The 16,412-nt window shown below is 31.4% G+C and carries 19 protein-coding genes; 15 read left to right on the top strand and 4 right to left on the bottom strand.

The annotated features are described in order from the left end of the window. Nucleotides 1-15 precede the first annotated feature (15 nt). Entirely contained in the window at nt 16-990 is a 975-nt protein-coding gene (locus BHU68_RS01210; RefSeq protein ID WP_141698850.1) for an endonuclease/exonuclease/phosphatase family protein, read from the top strand. Further along, entirely contained in the window at nt 971-2,050 is a 1,080-nt protein-coding gene (locus BHU68_RS01215) for a 4-phosphoerythronate dehydrogenase (RefSeq protein WP_069469883.1), read from the top strand. The genes BHU68_RS01210 and BHU68_RS01215 overlap by 20 nt, the downstream gene beginning before the upstream one ends. On the opposite strand, the gene proB is transcribed toward BHU68_RS01215, so the two are convergent. Further along, nucleotides 2,023-3,138 (bottom strand): glutamate 5-kinase, encoded by a 1,116-nt coding sequence (gene proB, locus BHU68_RS01220; RefSeq protein WP_069469882.1) that lies wholly within the window; start codon nt 3,136-3,138, stop codon nt 2,023-2,025. The genes BHU68_RS01215 and proB overlap by 28 nt on opposite strands. 215 nt (nt 3,139-3,353) lie before the next feature. Between proB and moaD the strand changes: the two genes are divergently transcribed. From moaD to BHU68_RS01265, 9 genes are all read left to right on the top strand, one after another. After that, nucleotides 3,354-3,587, top strand: coding sequence for a molybdopterin converting factor subunit 1 (gene moaD, locus BHU68_RS01225; protein ID WP_069469881.1), 234 nt, complete (start codon nt 3,354-3,356; stop codon nt 3,585-3,587). A gap of 1 nt (nt 3,588) precedes the next feature. After that, nucleotides 3,589-3,903, top strand: a complete 315-nt coding sequence (locus BHU68_RS01230) for a molybdenum cofactor biosynthesis protein MoaE (RefSeq protein ID WP_083234924.1) — start codon at nt 3,589-3,591, stop codon at nt 3,901-3,903. Between the two features lie 237 nt (nt 3,904-4,140). Continuing rightward, a complete protein-coding gene (locus BHU68_RS01235; protein ID WP_069469879.1) occupies nt 4,141-4,506 on the top strand; it encodes a type II toxin-antitoxin system MqsR family toxin in 366 nt (121 codons plus the stop codon). A 20-nt stretch (nt 4,507-4,526) separates the two neighbouring features. After that, nucleotides 4,527-5,150, top strand: coding sequence for a type II TA system antitoxin MqsA family protein (locus BHU68_RS01240; protein WP_069469878.1), 624 nt, complete (start codon nt 4,527-4,529; stop codon nt 5,148-5,150). Between the two features lie 268 nt (nt 5,151-5,418). Then, the gene (locus BHU68_RS01245; protein WP_069469877.1) at nt 5,419-5,607 is read left to right on the top strand and encodes a MoaD/ThiS family protein; all 189 of its coding nucleotides are present in this window, start codon (nt 5,419-5,421) and stop codon (nt 5,605-5,607) included. Nucleotide 5,608: 1 nt separating this feature from the next. Next, a complete protein-coding gene (locus BHU68_RS01250; protein WP_069469876.1) occupies nt 5,609-6,034 on the top strand; it encodes a molybdenum cofactor biosynthesis protein MoaE in 426 nt (141 codons plus the stop codon). A gap of 93 nt (nt 6,035-6,127) precedes the next feature. Then, the gene (locus BHU68_RS01255; RefSeq protein WP_069469875.1) at nt 6,128-6,430 is read left to right on the top strand and encodes a DUF2325 domain-containing protein; all 303 of its coding nucleotides are present in this window, start codon (nt 6,128-6,130) and stop codon (nt 6,428-6,430) included. Nucleotides 6,431-6,479: 49 nt separating this feature from the next. After that, on the top strand, nt 6,480-8,690 hold the full coding sequence (locus tag BHU68_RS01260) for an LPS-assembly protein LptD (protein WP_069469874.1): 2,211 nt from the start codon (nt 6,480-6,482) through the stop codon (nt 8,688-8,690). Nucleotides 8,691-8,694: 4 nt separating this feature from the next. Continuing rightward, nucleotides 8,695-9,990, top strand: a complete 1,296-nt coding sequence (locus tag BHU68_RS01265; RefSeq protein ID WP_069470054.1) for a peptidylprolyl isomerase — start codon at nt 8,695-8,697, stop codon at nt 9,988-9,990. A gap of 41 nt (nt 9,991-10,031) precedes the next feature. Here BHU68_RS01265 and BHU68_RS01270 read toward each other — a convergent pair whose 3' ends face one another. After that, nucleotides 10,032-11,279, bottom strand: a complete 1,248-nt coding sequence (locus BHU68_RS01270; RefSeq protein ID WP_069469873.1) for a hypothetical protein — start codon at nt 11,277-11,279, stop codon at nt 10,032-10,034. Between the two features lie 32 nt (nt 11,280-11,311). Between BHU68_RS01270 and BHU68_RS01275 the strand changes: the two genes are divergently transcribed. Both BHU68_RS01275 and BHU68_RS01280 read left to right on the top strand, forming a co-directional pair. Continuing rightward, a complete protein-coding gene (locus BHU68_RS01275; protein WP_069469872.1) occupies nt 11,312-11,518 on the top strand; it encodes an FAD assembly factor SdhE in 207 nt (68 codons plus the stop codon). A 6-nt stretch (nt 11,519-11,524) separates the two neighbouring features. After that, on the top strand, nt 11,525-11,989 hold the full coding sequence (locus tag BHU68_RS01280; RefSeq protein WP_069469871.1) for a PH domain-containing protein: 465 nt from the start codon (nt 11,525-11,527) through the stop codon (nt 11,987-11,989). A 52-nt stretch (nt 11,990-12,041) separates the two neighbouring features. Here BHU68_RS01280 and BHU68_RS01285 read toward each other — a convergent pair whose 3' ends face one another. Both BHU68_RS01285 and BHU68_RS01290 read right to left on the bottom strand, forming a co-directional pair. Then, nucleotides 12,042-14,660, bottom strand: coding sequence for a hypothetical protein (locus BHU68_RS01285; protein WP_069469870.1), 2,619 nt, complete (start codon nt 14,658-14,660; stop codon nt 12,042-12,044). A gap of 9 nt (nt 14,661-14,669) precedes the next feature. Further along, a complete protein-coding gene (locus tag BHU68_RS01290) occupies nt 14,670-15,095 on the bottom strand; it encodes a Crp/Fnr family transcriptional regulator (protein WP_141700064.1) in 426 nt (141 codons plus the stop codon). Nucleotides 15,096-15,343: 248 nt separating this feature from the next. Between BHU68_RS01290 and BHU68_RS01295 the strand changes: the two genes are divergently transcribed. Next, nucleotides 15,344-16,123 carry an endo alpha-1,4 polygalactosaminidase gene (locus tag BHU68_RS01295; protein ID WP_069469868.1) on the top strand — a complete coding sequence of 260 codons (780 nt, stop codon included), beginning with the start codon at nt 15,344-15,346 and terminating at the stop codon, nt 16,121-16,123. Next, nucleotides 16,104-16,412: hypothetical protein (locus BHU68_RS01300; protein ID WP_141700065.1), on the top strand; the 309-nt coding region annotated here is incomplete at its 3' end. The genes BHU68_RS01295 and BHU68_RS01300, both read left to right, overlap by 20 nt.

The following is a 16,412-nucleotide window of genomic DNA, read 5'->3' on the forward strand; positions in this document are numbered from 1 at the left end:
AATTTCTATTACTTTATGCTGCTAACAATCATCACACTAATAATAATTTTACTCTCTCTAATTGGACATATTTTACGTGATCAAACGATTCTATTAGCCTTTATGATGTATATTCCATTATTACCATTAGGTTTATGGACAATTCTTGTAGATTTATATCAAAAAGGATTTGCTTTACCTAAAAGATTTAGTTTAACTGTTATTGGCTTAGTTCTAACTATCTGGGGAACTATTTCTATGCTAGGAGGAATAACTACTACTCAAATACAAGCAACTGCTAATCAAACTATTAGCTTGCTACATTGGAATATTAAATGGGCTGGTTTATTAAATGACGAGAAAATCAATTTAAAAAACCCAGCCACAAGGGGAGAATGGCCAGCAATTCGCGATCAACTCTATCAGCATAAGCCTGATATTATAGTTTTAACTGATCCTCCTCAAATTCAAACTTGGTTAACAGAACTGAAAACAATTGGTAACAATATGTTTACATTCTTTGATACAAAATATACTGGATTAGCAATAATATCATCATGGCCATTAAAATTTGAACATTTCATTACAATTAGAGATGGAGTCGGCTTTTCAATAGTGGTTACAGTTAATAATAAAAATTTCAGATTTTTATTAATAGATGGAAATAGTTATTTAAAACGGCTGCGTAAATATATATTAAAAGATATTGAACAAATAGTAATTGATAAATACAAAAAGGGCGAAGCTGTTGATTTTATAGTAGGAGATTTCAATGCACTAAGTAATAGCATTGGTTTTGATTCATATTATTCAATGGCTGGAGGTTATCAATTAGCAAGTAAAATGGGTATGATTTGGCGTGGAACATGGCCCGGGTTTTTGCCTTTATTTGATATTGATCACATTTGGGTAAGTAAACAATTTCAAATCTTAAATGTTAAGACTTTAGCTCAAAAAAATATTGCTCATCGAGGACAATTAATATCTATATATGCAAATAATAGCAGATGAAAATATACCATATGTCCACCAAGCTTTTGCTGAATTCGGCGAAGTTCGTACTATTGTTGGACGAAATTTAACAGCCGCTGACTTGAATAATGCAGAAATCTTATTAGTACGCTCAGTAACTAAGATTAATGCCCAATTATTAGCAGCCAGTTCTATACGTTTTGTTGGTACCGCTACCATTGGTTTAGATCATATTGATTTAAATTATTTACAACAACAAGCAATTGGTTTTGCCAGTGCGCCCGGAAGTAATGCCACCAGCGCGGCTGAATATGTTGTTAGTGCTTTATTGATTATGGCAGAACGGCAAGGTTTTCAATTGTCTGATAAAACTGTAGGTATTATTGGTTGTGGTAATGTAGGCTCTAGGGTACTAAAAAAATTAACTGCTTTAGGTATGACTTGTTTTGTCTATGACCCACCATTAGGTAAGATTGATGATTTAGAAAATGTGCTAGCAGCAGATATTATTAGTTTACATGTCCCCTTGTCTAAAGACGGAGATCATCCTACTTATCAACTAGTTAATGAACAGTTTTTAGCCTCATTACGAAATGATGTCATATTAATAAATACATCGCGTGGTGATGTTGTAGATGAAAATGCCTTATTAAAACGCTTAACAACTTGCCCCAATATGCAAGTAATTTTAGACGTTTGGCAAGCAGAACCTAATATTAATCAAAGCTTATTACAAAGAGCAGCTTTAGCGACACCACATATTGCAGGTTATAGCTTTGATGGCAAAGTGCGTGCAACTGAAATGCTTTATAAAGCAGCCTGTAATTTCTTTAAAAAGTCACCAACTTGGCAAGCAGACATGCCCAGCCCAAGTCGCTTATATGTTTCAGATATACATACAGCAGTAATGGAATCTTATGACGTGCGCCGTGATGATGCAGAGTTACGCCGTAGAACCAGTGAATTCGATAAATTAAGAAAAAACTACCCAGTGCGGCGTGAATTTAGCTGTATTGAAATTGAATTACCAGCGGTTTCATCACAACTGGCAACTTGTTTTAAAGAATTGGGTTATATTAACACCAAATTATCTCTATGAATAACTTCTGGTTCATCAATATAATTTAATATATTTTCTATTTCATGACTAGAACAACCTAAAATTTTGTTAGTTTCTTTATGATTATAATTAACTAAACCACGGGCTATTTCTTCTCCATTGGCTGTTAAGCAAGCTACCATGTCTCCTCGTGAAAATTTACCCTCTACTTTAGTGATACCTACTGCTAATAAACTTTTACCTGAATCAGATAACGCCTTTACCGCTCCCTGATCTAAATATAAACGCCCTTTCATTTTTAAATGGGATGCCAACCATTGTTTGCGTGCTGCAATCGGAGCTTGGTTGGGAAGGAGTACAGTTCCTTCTCCTTCAAAAATTTTTGCTAATACATTTGGAACACGCCCTGATGCAATGACTGTAGCTGCTCCTGAGCGAGCAGCTAATTTTGCCGCTCTTAGTTTTGTAAACATGCCACCACTACCTAAATTACCTCCTTTAGCACTTGCCATCTTTTTTAATTTAGGATCATTAGCATCAGCTTGTTGAATTAATTTTGCATTTGGATTTACACGTGGATCAGATTCATACAAGCCTTTCTGATCTGTTAATAAAACCAATATATCTGCCTCTATCAGATTCGCTACTAAAGCGGCTAAAGTATCATTATCACCAAAACGAATTTCTTCTGTAGTTACAGTATCATTTTCATTGATAATTGGTAATATCTTAAAATCTAATAAAGCGCGTAAAGTGCTACGAGCATTTAAATATCGCTGTCTATTAGACAAATCATCATGAGTTAATAAAACTTGTGCAGTATTGATAGAATATTTTTTAAAACAAGACTCATAATTTTGTACCATACCCATTTGCCCAACAGCGGCAGCCGCTTGCAAATAATGTAAAGCATCAGGGCGTTTTGTCCAATTTAAGCGCGTCATACCTTCAGCAACAGCACCCGAAGAAACTAATATAATTTCTGCGCCTGTCTGATGTAAATCAGCGATTTGTTCCACCCAAGTTTGAATAGCGGCTTTATCTAAGCCACGCCCATCATTAGTTAATAATGCACTGCCAATTTTAATTACCCAACGTTTGGAAGTTTTTAATTGTTTACGAATCATATTTTGAGCTGTTGCTTGAAAAGAGTGTTTTAGTTCTGCAAATTATTTACCCTTTATTGATTCAAATCTTTAATTTTCAACATCATTGATAATGTTTCCTCTATTTCCTATTGAATTTGAGTTGAATGTTGAAAAGGGTCTAATTTTGTAACAAGAAATTCTGACTTTTGTGTGATAAAATTTTGAAGTACATTTATATTATTACTAACTAACCCATGAAAATTAAAATAAAATTTTTTGCCAGTTTACGTACCCAAATTGGGCAAAGTCAAATCGAAATGGAGTTAGATAATCCATTATCAGCGGCACAAATTTGGACACAAGTGTCTAATAAAACCCCATTACCAGCCAATTTGCTAATTGCAATCAATCAAGAATATGCAAATAAAGATGCGATTGTAAAAGCAGGTGATGAAGTAGCTTTTTTTCCTCCTGTTACTGGCGGCTAATATGAAAGTTGAAGTTTCTGCTACACAATTTAATCCGTGGGCATGTTTACAAGATTATGAATCTACTGCCTTAGAACATGGAAAATATGGTGCCTTAGCTAATTTTGTTGGTACTATGCGTGATTATAATCAAGGTGATACGGTGCAGAAAATGTACTTAGAACATTATCCCGGTATGACTGAAAAGTATTTACTAAAAATTAGTAAAACTGCAATGCAGCGTTGGGATATTTTGGATACTTTATTAAAACATAACGCACCATTTTGGAAACAAGAAATTCTGAATTATAAAATGCGCTGGGTTGAGTTTAATTAAATTATGGCAATTGTTGTTATATAAACGCATCTTCGTAGAATCTCTAAATTAGCAGTGAGTCGCTATTTCTAATTCATTTATTTTTGCTTTTTTCAGTCCTTTTAATAAAAAAAATCTTGCAATGGATAAAAAAAGTATGTAAACTGTCACCTCCTTTTTGGTATCACTAAAATTTAATTTTATTTATTAGTATATGGAAGAAGTAACACATTTATCTCTGTAATACCGTTGCACTTCATGAAAACGATTAACCACGTAACAACATTAACTCAAATAGAACAATTTCTTTTTGAATTTAAAAATCTTGCTAGAACAAATGGTGTAAGATTTTGGCAACGACCAGAAAATATGAGTATGATGAATATGCTTGAGTTAACTGAATTAGTTGTTACTAATGATATTTTACTTCATTTGACCGCTAAGGATTATTATGAAGGACCAATACATGATGAAGCTCATTCTGATGCTTGGTCTTTCGGACAAAATATTGATGACTATAATGTTTATATTAAATTAACAATTACTGAGAAAAAGAAAAGAAAACGTGCTGAATGTATTTCTTTTCATGAAGCTACACATCCCTTATCTTATCCCTATCGTTAATCAATAAAAATAGGTTATTTATGCAAGAATTTTGTTTTAACTGTGACTATGAAGAAGAATTACAGCCACAGAAGGAAGAGGTAATAATTACGGTGCGTGGCGAATCTATCCCTGCTACCAAAGAATTTTACCAATGCCCTAACTGCGGACAAGCATTTACCAGTAGTCTTGGACATGATGTCTTAGATGAAGCTTATCGTGAATATCGCCGTTGTCATAACTTATTACAACCTGAAGAAATCCGCAATTGGCGTGAACAATATGGATTAACTCAACAAGAACTCAATAGCCTGCTAGGTTGGAAAGAAAGAACTCTAAGCAAATACGAGAATGGTGCCTTACAAGAAGAATCTCAAGATACCTTACTTAAATTTGCACTGGAACCTATTAACTTGTTACAACTGATAAAAAGGAAACCTTCGGCAGTAAATTCAGATAAACGGGCAAGCCTAATTGAACAACTATCATCTAATCAATCCTTAGCAAAGCATTTAGACTATCTTTATTCTGCATGGGGCAATCGTACATCAGAAGTAATTGATAACAATCCATTAGATTCTAATAAAAAACAAATATTAATTAATCAGTTACAAATATTGAAAACGGTCAACAAATCGCCTTTAGCGACAGAGAATACGCTATAAAATAAAACACTAATTAATCAATTTCAATATTCTCTATAATCATTTACAATTCCCATTAAAATAGAAAATACTTCTCCTGTATCTTCTGGAATCGTATGACTATGAATATTTATATCACCCAAGGTAATAGCACCATAAATGAATTCGATATTTTCATTATCTTCAAGTTTATCAACTTTCTTTTAGCCATTTCAGAGTTTAAATTAATTTTAGGCAACACAATATAGAAAAGCTAATTTGTAATTTATTATATAGAATAAATGGCACTATGAAAATAAAAATAAAATTTTTTGCCAGTTTACGTACCCAAATTGGGCAAAGTCAAATCGAAATGGAGTTAGATAATCCATTAACAGCCAATTTGCTAATTGCAATCAATCAAGAATATGCAGATAAAGATGCGATTGTAAATGCAGGTGATGAAGTAGCTTTTTTTCCTCCTGTTACTGGCGGCTAATATGAAAGTTGAAGTTTCTGCTACACAATTTAATCCGTGGGCATGTTTACAAGATTATGAATATACTGCCTTAGAACATGGAAAATATGGTGCCTTAGCTAACTTTGTTGGTACTATGCGCGATTATAATCAAGGTGATACGGTGCAGAAAATGTACTTAGAACATTATCCCGGTATGACTGAAAAGTATTTACTAAAAATTAGTAAAACTGCAATGCAGCGTTGGGATATTCTCGATACTTTAATTATTCATCGAGTTGGTGAAATACAAATATCTGACACTATTGTATTAGTTGCTGCTTGGGCTGGGCATCGTGCGCCGGCTTTTGATGCTTGCCGATTTTTAATTGAAGAATTAAAACATAACGCACCATTTTGGAAGCAAGAAACTCTGACTGATAAAATGCGCTGGGTTGAGTCTAATTAAATTATGGCGTGTAATATGCTTTATTTCCATAAAAATAAATTGACATTATAATTGCAAATGAGAATCATTTCCACTATAATGTTTTAAAAAAAAATGGAGAATAAAGAAATGGCAATTGTTATTGGTGCAGATCGTTTAGGTAATATAGAAAACTTACTTGATGAATGTGGTTTATCAGTTTTAAAGCATATTACAGGGCGTTCACCTAAAGCTCAAGCAGGAAATATGGTAAGCATGTCTCACGCTAAAGTAATGATTTTATTCACAGATTTTGTGGGTCATAATGTTATGCGGAATTTTAGAAAGCAGGCTAAAAAACAAAATATACCCTTTATTGCCTGTAAACGTACTATCAGTGATGTAGCACGTAATTTAGAACGTTATGGTTTTATGTAAAAAATATGAGATAATATAAAGTCGTATAATTTTTTTACATATTGTTATAGTGATATATTTAATAAACCTATTAATCTTAATTTTTTTTAGTTCTAATGTTATAGCAGCAAGTAATAGTAACCAGTTTGCTATTTGTAAACCTTTAACTGAACTTGCTCCTCACCCTCCTAATGCATCTCCTGTTACAGGTGATAATATTCAAGTATTTGCAAATGATGCAATATATCAAGAAAAAACCGGCATTTCTACCTTCAGTGGCAATGTTGTAGTACAACGTCAAGATCAAACCTTAAACGCTAATACTGTTATTTATAATACCAATAATGAAATTGTTGATACCAAAAGTAATTTTACTTTTTGGAATAAAGATTTTATTATTCAAGGTGATAAAGCACAATTACGCCCTAATGATCAAGCTGAAATGGATTTAGCTACTTATTGGTTATTAACTCGACGCGCACGCGGTTATGCCAAAAAATTAACTCAAGTATCTAAAAATATAGTTCGTTTAGAAAAAGCTACTTATACTACTTGTGATCCTCAAAAGGAAATTTGGCGTATGGAGGGGCGTAAAATAATCTTAGATCAAGCCAAAGAAATAGGTATTGCTCGTGATGTTAAGTTACGCATTTTAGGTGTTCCAGTATTCTATACTCCTTATATTTCTTTTCCTCTGACTGATAAACGTAAATCAGGCTTTTTATTTCCTCAAATTGGTAATTCAGATGAAACTGGCACTGAATTTAATATTCCATATTATATAAATTTAGCCCCTAATTATGATTTAACTGTTACTCCTAGAATTATGTCTAGGCGGGGTTTTTTATTAAATAATGAATTGCGTTATGTAACTGAAAAAACTGAAGGCAAATTAGAAATAGAATATATTCCTTATGATTTGTCTTTACAAAAGCAACGGGGTTCTATCGCCTTTTTACATAATGGTGCAATTACGGATCGTTTTTCTACCAATATTTTTATTAATCATGTTTCTGATCAACGTTATTTTGAAGAATTAGGTAGCAATATAACAATTGCTAGTATTACTCATTTAGAACAACGCGCTGATTTATATTATTCTGGTAATGGTTGGATGGGTTTAGGCAGAGTGCAAAAGTTTCAAGTCTTAGATCCAAATCCTGCCGCTCGCCCTTATCAACGTTTACCACAGTTGATGCTTCAAACGATGTTGCCAGAATATAATCGACGACTAAATATCGGAATGAAAGCTGAATTAGTACGATTTGATCGTGATACTGAGGTAATAAAAGGGGCTATAGGTAATCGTATAGATTTTAAATCTATCTTTAGTTATCCTTGGCGCACACCGGGTGCTTTTATAATACCTACTGTAGCTTGGCGTTATACACATTATGATTTAGATCATACTGAACCAAATGATGAAGCGGCTACTTATAATCGTATGTTATTTACTACTTCTACTGATGCTGGTTTATTTTTTGAACGCCCGTTAAATTTATTTGGTCAAAATATGATACAAACTTTAGAACCAAGAGTTTTTTATCGTTATGCACCTTATCGTGATCAATCTGATATTCCTATTTTTGATACCGCAGCATTTGAATTGTCTTATTTACAGTTATTTCGTGAGGAAAATTTAAGTGGACCAGATCGAATTGAGGATGGGCATAGAATTAGTGTGGGTATAAGTTCACGTTTATTAAATAGCGAAACTGGTTTAGAACATTTAAGATTTAGTATTGGGCAATATCGTTATTTAAATGAGAGACGTGTTAGTCTGCCTAATTATGCATTACCATTAGAAGATACTTCTAGCGTTGTAATGGAATTAGCGTCAGAATTTGCTAAAGATTGGCGCGTTTCGTCAACTTTTCGTTGGAATCCTAACACTCAGAACACAGAATACAGTGTCTGGAGATTACAATATAATCGTGATAATGAACATATTTTAAATTTTTCTTATCGTTTTCGTGATAATGTTTTAGATCAAACTGATACTTCTTTTATATGGTCATTAGGATCACGTTGGAATCTATTAGGGCGTGTTAATTACTCATTACCAGATGAAAAAACTTTAGAATCTTTTGCAGGTATAGAGTATCGTAGTTGTTGCTGGGCATTACGTGCTATTACGCGACGCTATTTAAATAACATTGATGGTTTTGGTTATTACAATGGATTTTTTCTTCAATTACAGTTAACCGGTTTAGGTAAAATTGGTAAGAAAAGTGGTATTTTCTTACAAGAAAGTGTTCCGGGTTTTTATGATGATTTTTAAAGATATGAAATATATAAAAAATAGTTTTTATTTAGTTATTCTGAATTTATTGCTTACACCAGTAGCTATCGCTGAGATAGAAATACTTGATTATATTGTTGCGGTGGTAAATGATGATGTCATTATAAACAGTAGTTTACAAATACGAGTAAATCAGTTTGAACAAAAATTGCGGCAAAAATCAAAGGGCAAAAAAATGCCACCGCGCCGTTATTTGGAGAAACAAATTTTAGATCGTATGATTTTAGATATTTTGCAATTACAAGTAGCAAAAAATACTGGTATAAAAATAAATAATAATCTGGTAAATGCTCAATTACGTCAAGTTGCCGCTCAAAAAGGTTTAAGCTTAAATAGTTTTCGTCAGCAATTAGAAGCTGAAGGTTATAATTACCGTGCAATACGAGAACAGTTACGTCAAGAAATGGTTATTAAACGTTTGCAACAACGACAAATTGTTAGTCGAATAAAAATTAGACCACGTGAAATTGATAATTTTTTAGCTAATCAAATTCAACAAGGTAATATAAGCACTGAATATCATATTCAACATATTTTAATTGCATTACCAGAAGCACCTTCTCTTCAAGAGATTGAAATTAAAAAACAAAAAGCTGAAAGCGTTACTAAGAAACTGAAAAACGGTGCAGATTTTGAAGCTACTGCGGTAGCAGTTTCAGATAGTCGCCAAGCACTTGAAGGTGGTGATTTAGGTTGGTTGAAACCGGGTGAATTACCAAGACTGTTTAATAAAGTTATTAATAATATGGCTATTGGAGATATTAATGGACCATTATCAGATGAGAGTGGTTTTCATATAATTAAGTTGCTTAATAAACGTAATAGTGCCCAAAGTGTCATTACTCAAACTAAAGCGCGGCATATTTTAATTAAAACTAATGCGCTTATTTCAGATAGGCAAGCCAAAAATCGTTTAAATAGATTGAAATATCGTATTCAACAAGGTGAAGATTTTGCCAAATTAGCTCGTAGTAGTTCTAAAGATACCACTAGCAGTATAAATGGTGGTGCATTAGGTTGGGTAAGCCCGGGTGATTTAGTGGCAGAATTTGAGGAAATAATGAATGCTTTATCTAAAAATAAAGTTAGTGAAGCATTTAAGTCACGCTATGGCTGGCATATTCTACAAGTATTAGATCGTCGTAAACATGATAATACTGAACAAGCCTTACGAACTCGTGCCGCTAAACAAATTCGTCAACGCAAAATTAATGAAGAATTACAAAATTGGTTGTTACAATTACGCGCTCAATCTTATGTTGAATATCATTTAGATTAATAAACATTAATGGTGGGTTTATCTACCCACCCTACAGGTTTTTAATCTTTGTTTTCAGTAACTTCAGCTTCTATCTCAGTAGTTTTTTCTTTAATAAATTTTTCCCAATATTCATCAGCATAGGTATTTAATCTTTGTTCCCAATCTTTAAATTCTTGTTGTATATAACGCTGAACTTCATTTCTAATTATTGCTTTTGCTTCTTTAGTTTCTAATAAAACTCCTGCATTTTGATATATAATGTTTGGAACATGCTTATTGAAATATTCACTGACAATATCCCTAATAATTTCACTACCTTTACCTTCTATATCTGTTGTAATATCAGCACGAATTTGTTTTAATTCGGTTTTAATTAAGGATCTAATCTCATTTTTTGACATCTGACTATATGAATTGATCTTTGCCGTTTCAAAATTGTCTTTAATAATTTTAGGCAAATACTTCCAAGTAATAATAGCAATAATCACAACTATAACAATGCCAAGCAATATCCATAACCAATTCAGAATACTACTCTCATCTTCTTCTATAAGCTCAGTTTCGGTGGTAGGAATCTCAAATATATAATTTAACCAAAATTTAAAATCTTGAAAAAACAGTTTATGTAAAGCGTCTGCTTTCCCAAGATACCGCGCCAAACTAAAATCATCATTTTGACTTATCCATTGATTGAATAATTCAATGTTATTATTGATAGCAACACTTGGATTAATAAAACGCGATACAATTTGTATTTTTTCTGTTTGATTGAAAGCATCTTTTTTTAAATAATGTAGTCTATAAATACGATAATTAATACCATCAGTTTGCCAAGATTCTTCAAATTGCTTTTTCCTAATTAAAAACCGCAGAAAATTAGGCTCAGGATCACCTTTTAAGCTTTTATTCATTTGATTAATTAAGATTTGTACTCGTTTTCGCCCACTTTTATTCCAATTATTTTTGGAATCATTTGGCAACCAAAGACTAAAATTCTGCGGATTTTGATGATCAATTTGATTAATTTCATCTAAATTATGAACAGATTTAAGCTTGACTCCGCCTTTTACATCAGTAATAAATTCAAATTCACCTCGTAAAGCAAACCATTGTTCATCTGATTGGGTAGATACCAATTGAAAACGATAAGAACCTACTTCTAACTTATTGGTAGTATCTGATAAAAATTGCCAATTTTCACCTTTTGGCTTATACATAGTAAAAGCGTAATATGTAACATCAGCTTTGCCATAACAGATATTTGTTATTATTATATATAATATCAGTATATTTAATACTTTAAACATTATGTATTTTCCTGCAAAATAATTATATTATAATGAAATTAAAATGGCGTTGCCGACGCGGCATGAAAGAATTGGATGTATTATTAACGCAATACCTTGAACAAAATTATGACAAGGCATCAAAAAAACAGCAACAAGCGTTTGAAAATTTATTAAAATTATCCGATTATGATTTATATGCTTTGCTAATCTTAAAAAAAATAGATACAATATCTATGGATAATTTAACACAGGAATAATAAAAAATGAGTGAAGAAAAAATATTATATGATTCTGTACCATCTATGGTATTAAATCGCCCAATTTCATATCTTGCATGTATTATCGCTATGATTATAGGTATTTATAGCTTTATAATATGGTTTAATCAAGGAAATACCTTTTATATCATAGTTGGAATGATAACTGGAATAATTGGATTAACTATTTTTGTAAGTTGGTGGATAACAGTAATTAACACTAGATTAACAATTACTGAAAAAAGATTGACTCTAAGAGAAGGTATTCTATCTAAGAATATACATGAAGTATTTGTATCTGATATTAGAAGTGTACAAATTCAGCAAACCTTATTGCAAAGAATTTTAGGAACAGGCACGATAGATATATCAGGCACTGCCACAGTTGAAGCCGAAATTAAGATTGATGGAATACCTAAAGCATATGATGTAAAAAAATGCATAGATGAACATCGTCATAAAGATATTTAATATTTAGCTTAAATAAACCTGACAGGTTTTAAAAACCTGTCAGGTTTTTTTTCTAGCTTTGTGTTTGATTATAAAGCAAACATTCATTAAGCATAGAATTATCTAAAGTAAATAATTGTGCCTCATAATTACCTATATTAAATTGTTTATTAAACCCTTCTTCAAAACACTTTAATACACGATTAACTAAATATTTTTCACCAGCATTCGATAACACTTCCAAAGCATTTCCTTGATTAGCGCGATTTTCTGATAACAAGCCTCGACTTACTCTCTGAAAAAATTCCATATTTTCTTTAGCTGCAAATGTAATTACAGTTAATACATGTAATAAATATTCCTCAGCAATTTCATGCAAGATTTTTGTTATCAAATCATGTGTTTTATTACCATATATTAATAATTTATGTTGTTGCAATAAGGCATGAATGAATAAAAAATTGTTTAATGCCTCATCAGCAGCTTGCACCAAATCAGAACGTTGTTTCTCATTCAGAAATAAAAAAACCAGAGATAAAATCTCAAATCTTTGCTGTGCTGATATTTTTTCTGTAAATAATTTATTTATTAAACTTTGCTTTGATAAATTTAATTTATGTTTTAATAAATTTTTACTTTCATTAACTAAACTTCTATCTCTTGCAGCTAATAAATTAATAATAGCTGACCAATCTGGTAAAGATTCACAAGAGTTTAAAGCCTTTAAAGCTACAAGCTTTGTTGTTTTCTCAGGAGAATCTAATGCTCTCAGTAAACGAAATTTATGAAATTCAAGTTGACCATTTTGCATACGAATTAATGCTTTTAATGCCGCTAAATTAACTTCAGGTTTTGGATGATTGAGAAATGGTAACATCGCATGACTATAACGCGGATTACATAATTCTCCTAAAGCATATAAATACAGTGTAATATCAGGAGATTTAGCCTTTTTTAGACGCTTAATAATTTGTATTTCTATTGATTTTTTATCTAAAAATTTAGGATGATGATATAAACATAAACACGCCTCAACAAATACTGCGGGTTCAGGATGTGTTAAAAATTTGGCAATTGTATGGTTAAAATTGAAGTTTTTAAACTTTGCTAGATTTTTTAAAATTAATGGAATTACTTTAGCATCTTGTTCCCTTTGCAATGCTTCAACCAAATAATTTATATTAGAATTAGAAACTGGCAATACCGTTAAGGCATTAATACAATGCTGTTTTATTTCAAAACGCGGTGTTTTTAATAACAAATTACCTATTTGATTTACGAATTGACTGAGTTTTAATACCCTAATCATTTCTAATGCCGCTATGACATGAGAAGATATAGAACTTTTTAATTTTATTTGAAGTGCAGATTTAAAATTCTTATTTAATCTAATAAGCTCGGAACGATTACTAAATAATTGTCTGCTTAATAGATTAAACATACCCTTGTCATAAGCTCGCCATTGTGGAATCGCGATCATAATAGCCAATATAGAAAGTATTAAAACAGTTAAAGGTAATATATAACTTTCAAAACCAGTTATTAAAATTAAAAAACTGCTAGCAATAAATGTTGATAATGGAAACATTAAACCATTTAAAAACGCCTTATTACTTCCCCAAAGATGAGATGGAATCGCGTTAAATAACAAATTAGTAGCTGGGCTACGTAAAGCCCAACGCATTTCCTGATTAATAAACTGCGTAATTATCCCTAAACTTAACATCATTACCAAACTGCCTTGCATTAGCCCAATAGTATCTAAATAAAAATAGACAAATAAGCTTAAAGCTATGATAGCTGAGAGCATTGGATAAACTATATTACTTGCACCTACACCAAATATCATAATAAGACGTGAGGTAAAAAATACTTGAAGCAATAGCCATACCATACTTGCAAAAATATCATAAATTGCAAAAAAAGTTGCGCGTTGCCTAGTATCTGGAAAAACTTCTATATAAATTACAGTTTGATAATGGTATTCTAAAAGTTTACTAATAACTACAAACAATAATAAACTCAAAGACATATAAATCATAAGTCGCGAATTAACGATGTATTTAATTGCTATAGAGCTTTGATTACGTTTTAAGACATTGTTGCTGGTGCGCACAGGATTTAAAGTATTTTTTATAAAATATAATATGCCAAATGACATCAGAGAAGTTATAGCCAAAATTATAACTAAGTTATCTGTTTGAAACTTATATATATTTAATAAAATTATTAAACTAATACCACCTAAAATTGTGCCAATCGGAATACCAGCATTAATAAGAAACATTACACGTTTAGCTTGTATTGCGGTGAAATATGATGCTGTTACACTACTTACATGTATAAGAATGATCGTATAAAAAAAGAAATAACCAACGAAAAAAAACCCATATATCCAATTTTGCACATGATTGAAATATAACAATACTTGTACAAAAATGGCAAATAAACTAGTTAATATAAAAAAGAAGCCGAGAATTTTTAAGCCGCTAAATTTTTGAGTCGATTTAGCGTAAGTCATAGAAGTAAGCATAATACTTAAATCTATCAGAATAAACATATGAGGTAATACATCACCGCCTAATTTTTCCATTAATAAAGTCATAGCAATACTACGGGCAATACTAGAACCTAAAGAAAAAAATAGTAACACTAAAAAAAAGTAGAATATTGCCTTTTTTTCATTACGCATAATTATTATTTATGATGATTTTGCAAGCATATTACGCATACGGCTAATTAACACCTTAATAAAGCCAAATGCAATTTCTGGAAATTCATGTGCTAATTGTTCAATATCGTCATGCTCAATAACTAAAAAAGTGCATTCTCCATGACAACAGGCAGTTGCAGTGCGAGTTTCAGCATCAAACAGAGATAATTCTCCAAGAAAATCATTCTCATTTAAAATTGCGATTGGTTGATCTACACCTTGTTTTATAATTTTCACTTTGCCAGAAACAACAATAAACAAACTATCACCAATATCACCTTCATGAAATAATATATGCCCATCTTCATAGGTTTCTTTAGTAGTAATAGTGGAAATTTTATGAATATCCTCAATTTTCAGAGAAGAAAATAAAGGCACTTGGTTAAGCACAATAATTTTTTCTAATGGAATCATATCAGTCAAAGGGATTTCATTGAAATTTTAAATGGGGTGGTGGGGGGGGGAGATAGACGAAGTTACACAGTTTTACATCAAACTGGTAACTTCTTTATGGTTCTCATAATGAGAGTGAGGAAATAACCACGAGATATATTCTACAAAATAATTTTTATTTAGTCAAATCTTTTTTTGGAATGAATTTTGATCTTAGGTAATATTATTAGTTTATAATGTGAATTTTTATAAGTAGAGTAGGAATTTAAATGAAACACTTAAAATATTTAATTCAACCATTAATATTATTAATGATATTAGGCTGTGATACGCAAGAAGTCAAATACAATAAATTTTCTATTGATTATTCAGAAAAAATATTCATTCCTAGTGATATTGATTTCATTATTTTATCCCCTTACGCCAAAGTGCGTGGAAATAGAGATAAAGCCTATGCTTATATTTCTCTGACTGAACTTAGCAAAAGTTCCATTAATTTCAAAGATTTTCCTAAAGATGTATTTATGCAATACAACAAAACATGGTCATCTTTTTTAGTCGATATTAGCCATCCAGCTTGGCAAAAATTGATAGATCAAGAAATCGCATGGATCAAAAAACAAGGTTTTAACAAAGTTTTTATTGATACAGTTGATGGTATTGAAACACTTTGTCAGCTAAATAATGACAATTGTGAGTTATATAAACAAAAAGCTAAACAAATATTACAACATATTAAAGCCAAATTACCTGAAGGTATGATTATTAATAGAGGCTTTACACTCTATCCTCATATCAAAGATATAGTCGATGGCGTTTTAATCGAATCCTACTTTTTTGGCAAACAAGGCAATAAGTTTGTTAGAAGAAACCAGTCAGATATGGATTGGTTAAATGCTTGGGTGCAACGCTTTAACAATGATAAGCAAATGATACTTGCAATCGACTATGCTGAAAATTTATCCCTTACAGAACGTAAAGAATTACAAAAAATCGCTAACGAAACAGGAATTTTGTGGAAATTAACAAATGAAGCACTCTACTGGTAAATACCGTTCATATCGTGTAAATACGATACTAGTTGTAGCCAGCCTAGTTATTATAGGTGGGCTATTATATTTATTGAAACCCCAAAATTATCATACCGCTATTGCTGATTATCAAAAGTTACTCGCTAAACCTACAATTAGTCAAAACAAAAAAGTAATGATATTAAAACGTATGGGGCAACTTCATTATAACTATAGTAATTGGCAGGGTGTAACTACCACTGCTAAAGCACTTAGTGTTATGGGTGTGAAAGATGAAGACTTACTAAAAAAAGCCTTTCCTCATATT

The sequence above is a fragment of the Candidatus Marithrix sp. Canyon 246 genome, from assembly GCF_001723685.1.
Lineage (GTDB): Bacteria > Pseudomonadota > Gammaproteobacteria > Beggiatoales > Beggiatoaceae > Marithrix.

Excerpts from the sequence above, each read along its gene's own strand:
- BHU68_RS01285 (WP_069469870.1), bottom strand. The coding sequence starts at position 14,660 with ATGCGTAATGAAAAAAAGGCAATATTCTACTTTTTTTTAGTGTTACTA.
- BHU68_RS01245 (WP_069469877.1), top strand. The coding sequence starts at position 5,419 with ATGAAAATAAAAATAAAATTTTTTGCCAGTTTACGTACCCAAATTGGG.
- moaD (WP_069469881.1), top strand. The coding sequence starts at position 3,354 with ATGAAAATTAAAATAAAATTTTTTGCCAGTTTACGTACCCAAATTGGG.
- BHU68_RS01235 (WP_069469879.1), top strand. The coding sequence starts at position 4,141 with ATGAAAACGATTAACCACGTAACAACATTAACTCAAATAGAACAATTT.
- BHU68_RS01280 (WP_069469871.1), top strand. The coding sequence starts at position 11,525 with ATGAGTGAAGAAAAAATATTATATGATTCTGTACCATCTATGGTATTA.
- BHU68_RS01270 (WP_069469873.1), bottom strand. The coding sequence starts at position 11,279 with ATGTTTAAAGTATTAAATATACTGATATTATATATAATAATAACAAAT.
- BHU68_RS01275 (WP_069469872.1), top strand. The coding sequence starts at position 11,312 with ATGAAATTAAAATGGCGTTGCCGACGCGGCATGAAAGAATTGGATGTA.
- BHU68_RS01215 (WP_069469883.1), top strand. The coding sequence starts at position 971 with ATGCAAATAATAGCAGATGAAAATATACCATATGTCCACCAAGCTTTT.
- BHU68_RS01240 (WP_069469878.1), top strand. The coding sequence starts at position 4,527 with ATGCAAGAATTTTGTTTTAACTGTGACTATGAAGAAGAATTACAGCCA.
- proB (WP_069469882.1), bottom strand. The coding sequence starts at position 3,138 with ATGATTCGTAAACAATTAAAAACTTCCAAACGTTGGGTAATTAAAATT.
- BHU68_RS01295 (WP_069469868.1), top strand. The coding sequence starts at position 15,344 with ATGAAACACTTAAAATATTTAATTCAACCATTAATATTATTAATGATA.
- BHU68_RS01290 (WP_141700064.1), bottom strand. The coding sequence starts at position 15,095 with ATGATTCCATTAGAAAAAATTATTGTGCTTAACCAAGTGCCTTTATTT.
- BHU68_RS01250 (WP_069469876.1), top strand. The coding sequence starts at position 5,609 with ATGAAAGTTGAAGTTTCTGCTACACAATTTAATCCGTGGGCATGTTTA.
- BHU68_RS01230 (WP_083234924.1), top strand. The coding sequence starts at position 3,589 with ATGAAAGTTGAAGTTTCTGCTACACAATTTAATCCGTGGGCATGTTTA.
- BHU68_RS01210 (WP_141698850.1), top strand. The coding sequence starts at position 16 with ATGCTGCTAACAATCATCACACTAATAATAATTTTACTCTCTCTAATT.
- BHU68_RS01265 (WP_069470054.1), top strand. The coding sequence starts at position 8,695 with ATGAAATATATAAAAAATAGTTTTTATTTAGTTATTCTGAATTTATTG.
- BHU68_RS01255 (WP_069469875.1), top strand. The coding sequence starts at position 6,128 with ATGGAGAATAAAGAAATGGCAATTGTTATTGGTGCAGATCGTTTAGGT.